The 15,023-nt window shown below is 47.0% G+C and carries 17 protein-coding genes; 3 read left to right on the forward strand and 14 right to left on the reverse strand.

Features of this window, described 5'->3' with window-relative positions; genetic code table 11:
- Positions 1-9 precede the first annotated feature (9 nt).
- The 3 genes from GRF59_RS15440 to lpdA form a co-directional block, all read right to left on the reverse strand.
- Positions 10-996 carry an alpha-ketoacid dehydrogenase subunit beta gene (locus GRF59_RS15440; protein WP_160498611.1) on the reverse strand — a complete coding sequence of 329 codons (987 nt, stop codon included), beginning with the start codon at positions 994-996 and terminating at the stop codon, positions 10-12.
- On the reverse strand, positions 987-2,027 hold the full coding sequence (locus GRF59_RS15445; protein ID WP_160498612.1) for a thiamine pyrophosphate-dependent dehydrogenase E1 component subunit alpha: 1,041 nt from the start codon (positions 2,025-2,027) through the stop codon (positions 987-989). The genes GRF59_RS15440 and GRF59_RS15445 overlap by 10 nt, the downstream gene beginning before the upstream one ends.
- A 167-nt stretch (positions 2,028-2,194) precedes the next feature.
- Entirely contained in the window at positions 2,195-3,616 is a 1,422-nt protein-coding gene (gene lpdA, locus GRF59_RS15450) for a dihydrolipoyl dehydrogenase (protein ID WP_160498613.1), read from the reverse strand.
- Positions 3,617-3,815: 199 nt separating this feature from the next.
- On the opposite strand from lpdA, the gene GRF59_RS15455 reads away from it, so the two are divergent.
- Complete coding sequence (locus GRF59_RS15455) at positions 3,816-4,118, forward strand: DUF2627 domain-containing protein (protein WP_160498614.1); 303 nt, start codon at positions 3,816-3,818, stop codon at positions 4,116-4,118.
- A gap of 41 nt (positions 4,119-4,159) precedes the next feature.
- On the opposite strand, the gene GRF59_RS15460 is transcribed toward GRF59_RS15455, so the two are convergent.
- Both GRF59_RS15460 and GRF59_RS15465 read right to left on the reverse strand, forming a co-directional pair.
- Positions 4,160-4,492: a hypothetical protein gene (locus GRF59_RS15460; RefSeq protein ID WP_160498615.1), complete on the reverse strand. Its 333-nt coding sequence runs from the start codon at positions 4,490-4,492 to the stop codon at positions 4,160-4,162.
- A gap of 95 nt (positions 4,493-4,587) precedes the next feature.
- Positions 4,588-4,800, reverse strand: coding sequence for a hypothetical protein (locus GRF59_RS15465; protein WP_160498616.1), 213 nt, complete (start codon positions 4,798-4,800; stop codon positions 4,588-4,590).
- A 181-nt stretch (positions 4,801-4,981) separates the two neighbouring features.
- Here GRF59_RS15465 and GRF59_RS15470 point away from each other — a divergent pair, with 181 nt between their 5' ends.
- Both GRF59_RS15470 and GRF59_RS15475 read left to right on the forward strand, forming a co-directional pair.
- Entirely contained in the window at positions 4,982-5,572 is a 591-nt protein-coding gene (locus GRF59_RS15470; RefSeq protein ID WP_160498617.1) for a thymidine kinase, read from the forward strand.
- Between the two features lie 354 nt (positions 5,573-5,926).
- Positions 5,927-6,316: a cupredoxin domain-containing protein gene (locus tag GRF59_RS15475; protein WP_160498618.1), complete on the forward strand. Its 390-nt coding sequence runs from the start codon at positions 5,927-5,929 to the stop codon at positions 6,314-6,316.
- 70 nt (positions 6,317-6,386) lie between these two features.
- On the opposite strand, the gene GRF59_RS15480 is transcribed toward GRF59_RS15475, so the two are convergent.
- The 9 genes from GRF59_RS15480 to recN all read right to left on the reverse strand — a co-directional run bounded on the left by GRF59_RS15480 (position 6,387) and on the right by recN (position 14,999).
- Positions 6,387-6,596, reverse strand: coding sequence for a DUF3006 domain-containing protein (locus GRF59_RS15480; protein ID WP_160499106.1), 210 nt, complete (start codon positions 6,594-6,596; stop codon positions 6,387-6,389).
- 21 nt (positions 6,597-6,617) lie between these two features.
- Positions 6,618-7,502 carry a ComEC/Rec2 family competence protein gene (locus tag GRF59_RS15485; RefSeq protein WP_160498619.1) on the reverse strand — a complete coding sequence of 295 codons (885 nt, stop codon included), beginning with the start codon at positions 7,500-7,502 and terminating at the stop codon, positions 6,618-6,620.
- 17 nt (positions 7,503-7,519) lie between these two features.
- Positions 7,520-8,371, reverse strand: a complete 852-nt coding sequence (locus GRF59_RS15490; protein ID WP_160498620.1) for a stalk domain-containing protein — start codon at positions 8,369-8,371, stop codon at positions 7,520-7,522.
- 151 nt (positions 8,372-8,522) lie between these two features.
- Entirely contained in the window at positions 8,523-9,032 is a 510-nt protein-coding gene (locus tag GRF59_RS15495; RefSeq protein WP_160498621.1) for a metallophosphoesterase, read from the reverse strand.
- Positions 9,033-9,248: 216 nt separating this feature from the next.
- Positions 9,249-10,040, reverse strand: a complete 792-nt coding sequence (locus tag GRF59_RS15500) for a hypothetical protein (protein WP_160498622.1) — start codon at positions 10,038-10,040, stop codon at positions 9,249-9,251.
- 302 nt (positions 10,041-10,342) lie between these two features.
- Positions 10,343-10,522, reverse strand: coding sequence for a hypothetical protein (locus GRF59_RS15505; protein ID WP_160498623.1), 180 nt, complete (start codon positions 10,520-10,522; stop codon positions 10,343-10,345).
- Positions 10,523-10,831: 309 nt separating this feature from the next.
- Complete coding sequence (spo0A, locus tag GRF59_RS15510; protein ID WP_160498624.1) at positions 10,832-11,638, reverse strand: sporulation transcription factor Spo0A; 807 nt, start codon at positions 11,636-11,638, stop codon at positions 10,832-10,834.
- A 184-nt stretch (positions 11,639-11,822) separates the two neighbouring features.
- Positions 11,823-13,157, reverse strand: coding sequence for a SpoIVB peptidase (spoIVB, locus tag GRF59_RS15515; protein WP_160498625.1), 1,335 nt, complete (start codon positions 13,155-13,157; stop codon positions 11,823-11,825).
- Between the two features lie 105 nt (positions 13,158-13,262).
- On the reverse strand, positions 13,263-14,999 hold the full coding sequence (gene recN, locus GRF59_RS15520) for a DNA repair protein RecN (RefSeq protein WP_160498626.1): 1,737 nt from the start codon (positions 14,997-14,999) through the stop codon (positions 13,263-13,265).
- Positions 15,000-15,023 lie beyond the last annotated feature (24 nt).

Consider the following 15,023-nt stretch of genomic DNA (forward strand, 5'->3'; position numbering starts at 1 on the left):
TAAGCTTCCCTAGTAGATTGCCAATGTACGCATGGCTTCTTTCACTTTATCCTTGCTCAACATATAGAACTTCTCCATCGGCGGGCTGATCGGCATGGCAGGCACATCCGGGCTGCAGCAGCGCATGATCGGTGCATCGAGATCAAACAGGCATTCCTCGGAAATAATGGCCGCAACCTCGGCTCCGACGCCGCCGGTTTTGTTATCCTCGTGAACGATCAGCACCTTGCCGGTTTTGCGGACGGCTTCAATAATGCTGTCACGGTCGAGCGGCTGCAGTGTGCGCAAATCGAGGATATGGGACGTAATGCCCTCTTCCTTCTCAAGCTCTTCAGCAGCCTGCATGCAGAAATGCAGCGGCATGCTGTATCCGATGACCGTAATATCCGCGCCTTCACGCAGCAGATTGGCCTCGCCGATCGGAACCGTGTAATCATCGAGCGGTACATCGCCTTGTATCATTTTGTAGCATTTTTTATTTTCGAAAAAGAGTACCGGATCCGGATCCTGGATCGCTGCTTTGAGCAGCCCCTTGGCATCGTATGCGGTGAACGGAGCAACAATTTTCAGGCCGGGCGTACCGAAGAAGATGGATTCCGGACATTGGGAGTGGTACAGACCGCCGAAAATCCCGCCGCCGATCGGCGCTCTGACAACAACCGGACAGCTCCAGTCGTTATTCGAGCGGTAACGGATTTTGGCCGCCTCGCTGATGATCTGGTTGGTCGCAGGCAGCATGAAATCGGAATACTGCATTTCGGCAATCGGCTTCATGCCCACCATGGCAGCCCCGATGGCAACGCCGGCAATGGCGGATTCCGCGAGCGGCGTATCCATTACCCGTTCTTCTCCAAATTGCTCCAGAAGACCTTTGGTCGTCGTGAACACGCCGCCTTTCACGCCCACATCCTCGCCGAGGACGAATACGGACTCATCTTTCTCCATCTCTTCCTTGATTGCCAGACGGATTGCATCGATATATTCCATTACTGCCATGTGGTTTCCCCCTTCTTACGATCATCCGCGTAGACATGCAGCATGGTGTCTTCCGGCTTCGGAAAAGGTGCATTGTCCGCATACTCGGTCGCATCCTTAATTTCCAGCGCCAGCTGCTCCAGAAGATCCGCTTCTTTCGTCTCATCCCAAATGCCGCAGTCCATCAAATAATTTTTAAACCGGGCAATCCCGTCTTTCTTCCAGTTCTCTTCCACTTCTTCTTTGGTCCGGTATGCCAAATCGTTATCCGAAGTGGAATGCGGAGACAAGCGATACATCATCGCTTCGATCAACGTAGGACCTTCGCCGCGGATCGCACGCTCACGAGCTTCCTTGACGGCCCGGTACACGGCAAGCGCATCATTGCCATCTACCCGGATCCCGGGGAACCCATAACCCAGCGCACGGTCACTCACCTTGCCGCTGATCTGCTTGTGAAGCGGAACCGATATCGCGTATTGGTTGTTTTCACACATGATAATGACAGGAAGCTTATGCACGCCGGCAAAGTTGCAGCCCTCGTGAAAATCGCCCTGATTGCTGGAGCCTTCGCCAAAAGTAACGAAAGATACGAGCTCCTGCTTTCTCATCTTGGCGGCAAGCGCAACGCCTACCGCATGCGGCACCTGCGTGGTCACAGGACTGGAGCCTGTCACGATGCGCAGTTTTTTGGAACCGAAGTGCCCTGGCATTTGGCGTCCGCCGCTGTTCGGATCCTCTGCCTTCGCAAATGCAGATAGCATCAGTTCCCGAGCGGTCATGCCCACGGTTAAAACAAATCCATAATCACGGTAATACGGAAGAAAATAATCCTTTTCCCGGTCCAAAGCGAACGCTGCCGCGACCTGAGCGGTCTCCTGGCCGACGCCCGATACGTGAAAGTTGATTTTGCCTGCGCGCTGCAGCAACAAATTACGCTCATCGAATTTGCGTGCGAGCAGCATATATCTGTACATGTCGATCACTTGTCCGTTGCTGAGTCCAAGCTGCTCATGTTCATGCCCTGTTCCAACAGTACCTTGTTCATTCATGCGAGGTACCTCCTTATTAATAAAGCCTTCGACCAAATTCTTATCCTGCTATTAAAACCTGGTACTAAGACTTGGGTTAACCTTATTATAATCCTTTCTGCACCAAAAAGAAAAGGAGGTTTTCAAACTTTTCTATCCGACTTGCCAACAAAATCTATCTTCTCCGATTACATCCCAATGGAGAGTCCGTCCACGGCCAGCATGGATTCTCCAACGATTTCGGAGAGTGTCGGATGCGGATGAACCATCTGTCCAACCTCCCAAGGAGTGGCGTCCAGAACCTGAGCCAGAGCCGCCTCGCTGATCAAATCTGTCACATGCGTACCGATCATTTGCACGCCAATGATGTCATTGCTCTTAGCATCAGCTACAACCTTCACGAATCCATCCTTGCTGCCATGAACTAAAGCTTTGCCAATCGCCTGGAACGGGAACTTGCCAACCTTGACCTCCATGCCTTTTTGACGCGCTTCTTTTTCCGTCAGTCCGACGCTGGCCACTTCCGGTCTCGTATATACGCAGCGCGGGATCATATGCGACGGAACATGATGAACGGCTTCGCCGGCAAGATGATTGACCGCCGCAATGCCTTCATGGCTCGCTGCGTGCGCAAGCTGTAGCCCCCCGATGACATCCCCGATCGCGTAAATATGAGATTCACCGGTTTGCAGATGCTTATTGACTGCGATAAAGCCCTTTTCAACCCTCACATCCGTGTTTTCCAGCCCGATATTTTCCACGTTGGCTTGGCGTCCGACCGACACGAGAATACAAGATGCCGTCAAAGTCTCGGTTTGTTCCCCCTTCTGAAGATCGATGCTAACGCGGCCATCCGCCGCTTGGTACGTATCCGTCTTCACCGTACTCCCGGTATGTACTTTCACGCCGCGCTTGGCGAGAAGCTTCTGCAGCTCGCGCGCTACATCCTCGTCTTCGGCGGGAAGCAGCTGCTGCGCCGCTTCGACGATGGTCACCTGAACGCCAAAATCGTTAAGCATGGATGCCCATTCCACACCGATGACGCCGCCGCCGACAATAATAATCGATTCCGGCAGCTCGTCCATGCCAAGCGCTTCATCGCTGGTCAAAATGTAACGGCCATCCGGTTCGAGTCCCGGCAGCGTGCGCGGACGAGAGCCCGTGGCAATGATCAGATTCGTCGGCACGACCGTTTCCATTTCGCCGTCCGCCAGCTCGACGGCCACGGCTCCGCTTTTCGGAGAAAAAATCGAAGGCCCGGTAACGCGCCCTTTGCCCTGCAGGACCTGAATCTTATTTTTGCGCATCAAATACTGTACTCCTTGATGCAGCTGATCGACGATTGCCGATTTCCGGTTCTGCACCTTGGAGAAAACCACCGTCGCACCTGTAGTCTCAATGCCGTAGCTTTCACTTTCGCGGATGTCCGCGTATACCTCTGCACTCCGCAGCAGCGACTTGCTCGGGATACATCCCCGGTGAAGACAGGTGCCTCCCAGCTTGTCCGATTCAATAATTACAACCTGTTTGCCAAGCTGGGCTGCCCGGATCGCCGCAACATAACCACCGGTTCCACCTCCGAGAACTGCCACGTCACAAGAAATTGTCATATCCATCCCCCACATTTATCATTAATTAGAAAATTCAAGAGTCCTATAAGCTCCATTTCTGATGCTCTCATCGTATCTTTTCTATTGTACTCCCTTTTTCCTTCATTACAAATTAGATTGTCCACCTAAATGGACAGAAGATCATGAAAACGTTATGATAGGAATAAGCAAAAAAGAACGACAGGAAGGGATTTTTCAGATGAAATTAATGATTTCCCGCTTCATTGCCATTCTTATTCTTGTTGTGCCAGGACTGATGGCAATGACAGGTTTTTTATTTATGAAGGACGCCGTATTTGCCTTCTATTCCGTTCACGGGGACGCGAGCGTAGCTAACCCATCGTTCGGTTGGAGCCACTTTCTGCTGGGCTTGCTGATGTTCCTGATCGGCATGAGCTTTCTTGGCGGATGGATTCTATACCGGGACCGCAAACGGAATTATGTAGGACCACGATTTAAGGAAAAACGCAAGCCCAAACCGCCGGCTCAGCCAACTTCATAAACGCAAGAAAACCCCGCCGCTTTATATTGTGGTGGGGTTTTTTAGCTTTTTCGCATCGATTGGGACAGCGTTGTCAGATGCGGAATCAAATCTGGTCCGCTTGCGATCACATCCAAAGGTATATCTTCTTCTTCCTCCCGCTCCTTATTGCCGAGAATCGACTCCTCGGTCAACGATGTACTGGTCAGTATCACTTTTAGCTCGTTATTTCGATTATAAAGCACGGATTCCACCACAAAAAAACCGGAGAGAAGTGCTCCCACAACTGCAATTTGCTGTGGACTTAATTCCGTAGAAGTAATCGAAGCCCGAAGCGGCTTCTTTTTTGGAGGAGCTTTGTAATTCTGCTGCGGCTTCTTTCTGGGACGCCCCACTTCATCACCCCGCCATATCTGATGTACTACTGATACAGCATATAACGGCAGAGTGAAATTGGTGTATCTTAATTAGAAAATAAGCGTTACGCCTGCTATTCGTATAAAGCATCCCGCAATTTGGTCGACATTCTCGATTCCTTGGAAGAACTCTTCAAAATGGTTCTACGCAGCGAGTGATTCTGAAGGATGGAAGTGTTTAAATCCGCCAGCAGCTCTTCCACAAGTGCTTTGACCTCTGGTGCCTGCTCCATTTCATTTGACAATTCCGTAATTCTTTCCTTATATTGTTCTATCTTTTCAAGCATGATTTCTTACCTCCGTAGTCCATTGTTTCCTTCACTAACCTTACCACTTTCTGACCTGCGCAGCCAGTACGCAAATGTCTATAGCCACCCCCAACAGATTATGGTACTCTATAAAAGTCGCCATTTTTCGTGATTCTTCATCCTATGAAAGACCTGCTTCAAGTGGGAAAGGAGCATAAAAGTGAATAGAGGACGGATTACCGTAATTACGGGACCCATGTTTAGTGAAAAATCAGGTGAACTGATCCGCAGATGCCAAAAACTGGTGCAGTATGGACGGAAAAAGCTGGTCGCCTATAAGCCGGCGGAAGACCAGCGTTATGCCAAGGACGAAATTGTCAGCCGGATCGGTTATCGTCTGCCTGCCATTTCCATTCCTAAGCATCTCACGGATGAGCTTGTGGCTAACATAATCAAAGAGACTGCCGATGCGGACGTTGTTGCCTTCGACGAGGTGCAGTTTTTTAACAAGCCCATCCTCGGTCTCGTGGAAGAGCTGGCATACCGGGGCAAACATGTGATTGTTGATGGCTTGAATATGGATTATAGAGGCAAAGAGTTCGGTTTTATCGGCGGACTGCTGGCTATGGCCGATGACATTCAGCAGCTGACCGCCTTTTGTGCGGTTTGCGGAAGCCCCGAGGCCGTCTTTACGCAGCGGATCGTGAATGGCAAGCCCGCACCGCATGGCTCGATTATTCTGATCGGAGATTCAGATGATTATGAGCCCCGCTGCCGGAACTGCTTTGTTCCTCCCCACAAAGTTCAATAATATGTGAAGCAGAAAAAGGAGACTCTTCATTGAGAAGAGCCCTCCTTTTTTTACTTTGCATGGATATTGGTCCGGCTCATAAGCACTTCATTCAACAAATTCTGCGCTCTTTTACTACTTGTCGAAAATTTCATCAACTTGAGATCATATTCAATATTTTCATATAATATAAACGGTACATCATTTCCCAGAAATGAACATGATAAATCACTCAAAAACAACTCTTTTACAATGAAAGTTCCGATTTTTCCAATAAATTTGATGTTGACACTCTCATAGGGAAAGCGTAAACTCGTGTTTTGTAACGGTTAATACTACTTAACCACATATACAAAAAGGGGAGGCACCATAGTAATGAAAAAGAAATTATTTTCTCTGATCGCAGTTGCGGCTCTTTCTGCAACTGTACTTGCTGCTTGCGGCAACGATGATTCCACTTCCAGCAGCGCATCTGATTCTTCATCTTCCGCAGGCGGAGACACCAAAGAAATTACGGTAAACGCTAAAAGCTTTGAATTCACACCATCTGAAATCAAAGTGAAAAAAGGCGAGAAAGTAAAGCTGACTTTTAAAAATACCGATGGTGCACACGGTCTTGAAATTCCTGAGTACAATGTGAACCTGCAAAAAGACGGTACCGCTGAATTTACCGCTGACAAAGCCGGAACATTTGATTTCGATTGCTCCGTAATGTGCGGCGCGGGACATAGCGATATGAAGGGCCAACTGATCGTAGAGGAATAATCCATATATTTGCTATATATCTTTTATTCAGCAAAAAAACTCTTCAACTGATATCAGTTGAAGAGTTTTTTTAATCTTCCCACACATCATCCATCATTTTTTTGATTTCACTGCTGCGATCCTTTGTTAATATGGCATTGGGAATCCACTCTGTTCCGTTCCATTCCACCACGTCTCCGCGCTTCACCCTGGAATCGACTTTCGACTTGGGAATCGCTTCTACGTTGCCGTCAATTTCGATTTTGCAATAATCATCTTCGAATCCCTCGACATAACCCATATTTCCTTTCACATGCGCCACTCACCTTTCCGTGACAATATGAATTGATTTCCCATCCGTTGTAATCTCAATGGTTCCCTGCTTGTCATTACGGTAAACCTCGACACCCTGCTTCTGTAAACGGTTCAAAATCGCGCTCTTCGGGTGACCATACTTATTGTCTTTCCCTACCTGTATCACGGCATATTTCGGATTGACTTGCTTCAAAAAATTCAATGTCGTGGATGAATTGGAGCCATGGTGACCAACTAGCATAACGTCTGCCTGGAGATCAGCTCCAGAGGCCAGCATCGCTTTTTCGCTTTCAGCTTCAGCATCCCCTGTCAGTAGAAAAGAATGACGACCATAAGTCACTTTTACAACAGCACTCATATTATTGGTATCCTCATAAGTGCCCTTAGGAGCCAGCATATCCACATGAACCTGATCATCCAAATCCCATGATAAACCCGCTTTGGCCGTTTTAACCTTGAGACCTTTATTTTTGATCGAATTCAGCAAGGATTCAAAGGTTTTCGTATTGGACTGCACCTTCGGCATATATATCGTTTCAACCGGGATTTGATCAATAACCTTATCAAGCCCTCCGATATGATCTGCATCCGGATGCGTACCAATGACCACATCAAGCTTAGAAATATGATACTTTTTCATATAATCCAGCATCGTTTGTTCTTTGTCGTTGTTACCAGCGTCGATCAGCATCGTTTTTCCAGAGGGAGTGACGAGCAGCTGTGAAGCCCCTTGTCCCACATCGAGAAAATAAACCTTTAACTTCTGTCCATCCGCGGGCTCCGTTGTTCCCGAATCCGCCATTTCGCCGATGCTGCAGCCTGCAACCACCAGCATAAGCAGGGCTGCGAGCATGGAAACAATCATGGTGTATGTACTCTTAGATGTTTTCATAGACTTCCTTTCTTACGTTAAGAACGATATTCCGGGTAGAGTTCAAAGCTTGCGTCCCCGGCTTGAAACAAGCCGTTTTTAAATGAATATTTCAATGTTAAATCACCAACGAATTCAGACATACTGACCTGAACCGCAGTTTTGGCCGTTAATACTCCGTCTTCAATGGTATATTGCATCACACCACCGATGCCCGGATGGTCTCCGAGATGCTCTTTATCAGACATCAGGCTCTCGTAAGGGACGATATAACGGCTGTCTTGCACGAGTATTTCAAGTCCTTTTGCGGTATAATTGCCGTTATACTGCTTCAAAAAGGCGGTCTCGGCATCTTCCACTGGAATCGATGATCCTTCCGCATTATACACAAGAACATTGGATTGGTAAACTCCGGTACCGTAACCTGTGGTTAGAATAATCACGATTTCTTTGGAACCGTCTCCATCCAGATCCTCTGCGGTTATAAGTGGTGCATAAGATGGATTCGTAACATTGTAACCCGGAATACTCCGGCTAAATGTAGGGGTCTTGATCTGAAGATGATCGTACGTGCCTGATTCGGTCTTGTTACCTGTGATTTGGATACTCTTATCCTCAGACTCTCCCACCACAACTCCTGATATTGAATGGATGGAAACGGTATTATTTTTCTCATCCAATTGAACATCCTTGCCAAACAACTCACCAAATTCCCTTAATGGAAGCATCACGACACCGTCCACCTTCTTCGCCGCTTTGGTGGTGATGAGCTCCGTGCCGTTCAACATGATTTTTATAGGATTAGCCTTCGCGAAGGCCATAATTGATGTACCGGATAACAAAACGACAGCTGCTGCGGACGCAGCAATAACCCATTTTTTGTAAGCCAACGTGAAGCTCCTCTCTTCCAGCGTATGGCACAGCTTGTCATAAGCCCCTACCCTATCTCCATACTATGTTTTTTAGGGATGCTTATCCAGCCAAAAGTTTGTAACTTTTACCTATGAATCTCCACATCAGATTTCACGCAACGTTCAGACCTTATTGCTCCTCGTTTGGGACCAAACTATTCTTGATATCTTCAAATGATACCGGTTTGTAATCCCAGTGCTCCACACTCACATTAAAATAATGCTGGCCTTCATACTTTTGACCATGGATATGACCATGGATATTTACATATGGCATATGTTTGTTCATATAAATCGGTTCATGGGACAAAATGAAAAAGGATTGATAAATAATGGGGTATTCGCTCACGTCATTGAAGCCGGCATCCAGCCACCAGGCCTTGCTTCGTCCCCGGTCATGATTCCCCAGAATGAGTGACTTGGTTCCATGCATCCGCTCCACAATCGCCTTTGTCTTTTCTTTATTATAGAAGGAGAAATCCCCGAGATGAAACACCTTGTCCTCTTGTGACACCACGGCGTTCCACTGCTCAATCATATACTCATCCATTTCTGCTGCATTAGCGAAGGGTCTGGATTCAAAATCGATAATTTTCTGATGACCAAAATGATGATCCGAGATCACAAAAACGCGGCCCATTTCCCAATTCCTCCCTTACTATTTATCCAATTATAACCTAATTGCCAACACTTTTTTCATAAATATAAGAAGTCATTGAGGTAAAAACGTTATCGAGATGCCCACATCGTGGAAAGATTGCATATAACGGATGTTTATTCTTGCAAAATACGAATGTCTAGAATTCGTGAATTGCTTATAAAAAACCCTCTTTTCAGTCTGAAAAGAGGGTTTTTCTTACGACCTGCAATTGCCGCAGCCGGCGAACACTTTAACCGAAGCAATATTCTTGGAGAATGTTCTGCCAATCAGTGCACCTTCAAAAGATATTCTTTTTTCCTCACCAGGTTTAATCCGCTCGGGCTGAAAGGTAATACTAGATGCCGTGTTCCCGCCAATGACCTTCCCGGTTTTGTCGTAAAAATAGATCACAAAATTCACTTTCGTAGTGTCTACGTTCTGTTCTGAATGATTCGCAAATATGGCTTCAATCTGTAGAAAGGTATTCCCTGGATCTGCATTCTTGAAATGATAACTAAGGTTTTTCGTTTCCAGGTTGGTATAGGGAGTCTCGGAATCAAAACCTTTGGACACATCCGTTACAATTTTGCTGTATCCGTAATCTTCTCGAAAGTGCAATCTACTGAGATAATGGTTACCAGCCATTTGAACGACTTCTCCAGGTGCAAGGGTCCGAATGATCTGAATTTCATCGGAATCTATGCGTGTATCCGCCGTATCGTATACTTCGTTATATACCCCACCGACAGTGACTGGGAAATCATGCGGATTATAAATGGTCACCGCTTGGGTCAAATACACATGTTCACTCTTCCCAGATACGGTTTCCCCATCGTTGGTATATCCATATACACTCTCTCCCTGTTCCACAATCTCAATGGATGGCTTGACGATTGGCGGCGGCTCGGAAGGCGAACCCACTTTAATGTCTTTTCTGCCTATCAGGAAAATCAAAGCAATGACAACCATTGCAAGTAAGAAAATATTCAGCACCCAAACCTTCGACAACTGCAATCCTCCTATGTTTTGCGAGAAACGTTTCTGCAAGTAATGATTTTTTTGCGTTCTGCTCATTATGTATTTTAGAACCTTTATTCTACCAATCCATTCATATACTAACATATTCCAGTTCACATATACTATATCAGATGCAGCAATACGAAAGTTTTAGCACTTGAATACAATGAAGGCACATACCCGGGCAGTATAAGCCTTTCCCGGGGATGCGCCCCTTGATCTATATAGAACCCGTTGTTTATGCGCTGGCTTCAGCTATACAAAAGGTCTGGAATGAACACTCTTTCATTCATTTATTTCATGAAAAATCGTTGTTCAAGCTCTACCTCTTCAATCCATACATCCTTGATGGCAGAATCTCTGATATGCTTCCAAACCTCATAATATTCCTTGGTCATATAAAGCTTGACCCTGAATCTTTTTCCCATATCAAACTTTACTTTGTAACCTACGATCTTCTCTGACTGTGACACGGACTCCACAACTCCCATGAAAATTTTTGATAGGAATAGTGTAACACAGTCACCTGGTCCATTGAACCCAGAAGATCACACCAAACAATCTACGCTGTATTCAGATTCTACCCAGAACTGCTGCCCGGGCATAACTTTTAATTGAAGTTTGGTTAGAAACAACTCCTGAATCGCTCTGCTCGTAGAATTTCTTATTAAAATCAAAAAACCGCTGTGTATTGGATGCAAAAAGAATCCAAATACACAGCGGCTTGAAGTACCCAATGTTTAGCTTAGGTTATTCTTGCTATCTCAATGCCCCTAACCCTTTCAGGACACCTTATGCTCGATTCTCAGCTTGTCTGCGACCATCGCGATGAACTCGCTATTGGTTGGCTTGGATTTGCTGATATTGATCGTGTAGCCGAACAGATGGCTAATGGAGTCGATGTTGCCGCGCGTCCAGGCGACTTCGATCGCATGACGGATGGCGCGTTCCACGCGGGAAGGCGTGGTTTTGAATTTTTCGGCGATCGCCGGATACAGCGTTTTGGTGATGGCACCTAAAATTTCGATGTTATTATAGACCATGGTGATTGCTTCGCGCAGATATTGATATCCTTTAATATGCGCAGGAACACCGATTTCATGTATGATCGAAGTGATATTGGCATCCAAATTCTTTCCTTTGGCCATCGGAACCACGTTGGATTTGATGGACGATGACATACTGACATTCCCCGCAGTTACACTTTGTTGGCCCACAAGCTGTCGAATTCGGCTCGCAAGAACTTCCATGTCAAACGGTTTAAGAATGTAATAAGACGCTCCAAGCTGTACAGCCCGTTGAGTGATGTTCTCTTGTCCGAAAGCAGTCAGCATGATGATTTTGGGCTGTGGTGACAAATTCATTTCACGCAACCGTTCCAGAACACCCAAGCCGTCCAGATGTGGCATAATAATATCCAAAATCAGTACGTCCGGAATTTTTCGTGTTTCACTTATCATATTAAGTACTTCCTCGCCATTATAGGCGATTCCCGTAACCATCATATCTTCTTGCTCCGTAATGTACTCAGCAAGCAAATTAGTGAATTCACGGTTGTCATCCGCCAACAAAACCTCGATTTTTTGCACTGGCTGCTTCCTCCTTAGAATCATTATCCAATTTTTTTTGTCTGAAATAGTTTTCGACATCCGAATTTAAATTCCTTCTGTCGAAAATTATTTTTGTTTATTTTTTTTTGCAGTTGATTTATAATAAATATTTTTATTCAAAATCCTATGTATTTCTTCCTTATACGACAAAAAATCTTAAGGCTCAGCTGGCCTTAAGATTTGATGCGTTGTCTGTCTGTTGTGGTATTACGCCGGAATCTTGAAGCATCCATTCGATAAAGCAGCCATAGCCGGACTTCGGATCGTTAACAAACACATGGGTTACAGCACCGATGAGCTTACCATCCTGCACGATTGGGCTTCCGCTCATGCCCTGTACAATGCCGCCCGTTTTCTCGATCAGTCTTGGATCTGTAATCCGGAGCACCAAGCCCTTGGTGGCCGGAGTATCCTGTTTCGCAACGTGGACGATGTTCACCTTGAACTTCTCCACCTGCTGGCCGTCTACAACCGTCAGGATCTCTGCCGGGCCCTCCTTAACATCCTGTGCAAAAGCAACAGGGATGCCTTCTTTATAAAGGCTGTAATCCGGATTCCGATTCATTTTCCCGAAGATGCCAAAATGGGTGTTGCGCTCTATGCTGCCCAAAATTTTGCTGTCCTTCAGAAAATGGGCTCTTTTCTCCCCAGGTTCCCCATCTTGCGATTTGGATATGGAGGTTACGCTCGACTGCAATATTTCCCCGCTGCCAACTGTAATTGGCGTCTGCGTGTTCATATCCGTAATCACATGTCCCAGAGCCCCATATACGCCTTGATCAGGGGCATAGAACGTCAATGTTCCCACACCTGCTGCGGAGTCTCTAATGTAAAGTCCAAGTCTCCATTTCCCTTCGCTTTGGTCGTATGCAGGTGTTAACTTGGTCTTCATGGTCTTGTCCCCGCGTTTGAACGTAATCTCCAGCGGTTGTTTGCTTTTGCCCGCATCCTCCACCACTTGAGCTACCTTGGAAATATCCTGCAGCGGCACACCGTTCATATGCGTCATTAAATCGCCTAACTGAATGCCTGCATTTTCTCCGGGGGATACCCGGGTTGATGGATCGATATGCACCAGGTGATGACCCACCACCAGAATGCCAGCCGATTTGACTTTAACACCAATCGTTTGTCCGCCTGGAATCACTTTAAGGCCAGGAATCACATGAATCTGTACCGTTTTAAACGGAATTTTGCCGAACAGCTTCAGCGTCAGTTTAGCGCTTCCGCTCTGCTGTGGCTGCAGTTGCAACGGATGCTGCGGTGTGACCTTATACGTCGAGGAAGAAGAACCATTCATTTGCAGTACATCCGGACGATCCACCGTTGCCTGTGCTCCCACCGGCATAGCCAACTGAACGGAGTTCGTGTCGCCAGCGAACATTTTGATCTCACTGGGTATGGACTTAAAACTTTGCACTGGTGCAGTGATGCATAAGAAAAACAGAAAGAAGACAATGAAAAGACCGAGCATTTTATTCCTGAGGCTGGAGTTCAATGGCTGTCACGCTCCCTTTTGCTTCTTTCGCTTGACGAAAAAGGTGGTCGCCAATTGCGTACCTTTAAGATTACCCTGCCTCCAGGCTTTTATTACTGTCAATCATTACTCTGGTGCGGTTTTGGCAGCTTTTCGTTCCTCCGCCAGCTTCAACATTTCTTGGGCATGATGGAGTGTTTTCTCGGTAATTTCAACACCGCCCAGCATTCGCGCCAGTTCTTCAATCCGTCCACGGTCAGATAGTTCCTCCACACGCGTCATGGTACGCTCGCCCTCAATATTTTTCTCAATGAGATATTGATGCTCTGCCATGCAGGCAACCTGCGGCAAATGCGTAATGGAGAAGACTTGGCATTGATCCGCCAGCTTATCCAGCTTCTCGGCAATAGACTGAGCCGCCCGTCCGCTTACGCCTGTATCCACTTCGTCGAAGATCAACACCGGAATACGGTCATGCCGCGCAAAAATGCTTTTCATGGCCAGCATCATTCTGGAGAGCTCCCCGCCTGATGCTATTTTGCTGAGCGGACGCAAAGGTTCCCCCGGATTTGGAGATATCATAAATTCTGCGATATCGACTCCTTGACGCGTCAGCCTGATTTTTCTACCGTCGATTTCGGCGCCCTTCGGATCCTCCAAGCGGTCCAACCGCACCTCAAGCGACGTTCTTTCCATATGAAGGTCCTTCAATTCCTTCTCGACCTGCCCAGCGAGGTCCGCAGCACACATCTGACGGGCTTCGCTCAGCTCCTGTGCCGTCGCAATCAGATCGGTGAGCAAATCGTCGCGGCGGGCTTTGAGCTCCTCCAGACGCTCATCCTTATTCTCCAGGGCATGGGTTTCCTGAAAAATATTGTTATAGTACGCCAGGATTTCATCCACATTTTCTCCATACTTACGACGCAGGGAAGAGATCAAATCCAAACGCTCTTCCACCTCATTGAGTCGTTCAGGGTTAAACTCGATATCATCACGGTAATCACGAAGCTGGAATGCGGCATCCTCTAGTTGATAATACGCCGATTGCAGCTGTTCCAAAATGGGTTTCAGTTCCTTTTCATCATACTGCGCAACGTCTTCAAGCCGGGACACCGCTGTACTTAGCGTTCCCAACCCATGCTGGCCATAGATGAGGTCATATGCGCCCGAGACGGAATCCATCATTTTCTCACTATGGGATAGCTTGACCCTTTCTTCCAAAAGCCATTCATCCTCGCCGGATTTTAAGGAAGCTGCCGAAATTTCCTCAAGTTGAAAACGGTAAAGGTCGAGCATTTGATACGTTTTCTGGCTGTTGGTCATGAGCTCCCTGTATTCCTTCTCGACTCTTGAGAACGATGCGTACTTTTCCTGATACAGACGTTTCACAGGACCAATTACCGCTTCGCCGTACGTATCGAGAAGATGCAAATGACGGTCAGCGCGCATCAGGTTCTGATGTTCATGCTGGCCGTGGATGTTAATCAGTTGTTCACCAATCTCCCGTAGCATTGTCAGATTGACAAGCTGCCCATTGATGCGCGACGTGCTTTTTCCTTGGCTGGTCACTTCACGTCGGATAATTAAATGCTCGTCAGGTTCGGCGCTGATGCCGAGTTGTTCCAAAGCGTTCCAAACAGGATGATTATGATGCAGGTCAAACATGGCTTCAATTTCCGCTTTGTCACAACCATAACGGATTAAATCAGCGGAGCCCCTGCCTCCGGCAATAAGCCCCAATGCATCAATAACAATCGATTTGCCGGCTCCCGTTTCCCCTGTTAGAACATGAAACCCTGCATGGAATGACACGTCGACCGCTTCAATAACGGCCAGATTCCGAATGCTCAATGTCATCAGCATTTAAAAAAGCCACCTCCCAAATAT

The sequence above is a fragment of the Paenibacillus dendrobii genome (assembly GCF_009807035.1).
Taxonomy (GTDB): Bacteria; Bacillota; Bacilli; order Paenibacillales; family Paenibacillaceae; genus Paenibacillus_AQ; species Paenibacillus_AQ dendrobii.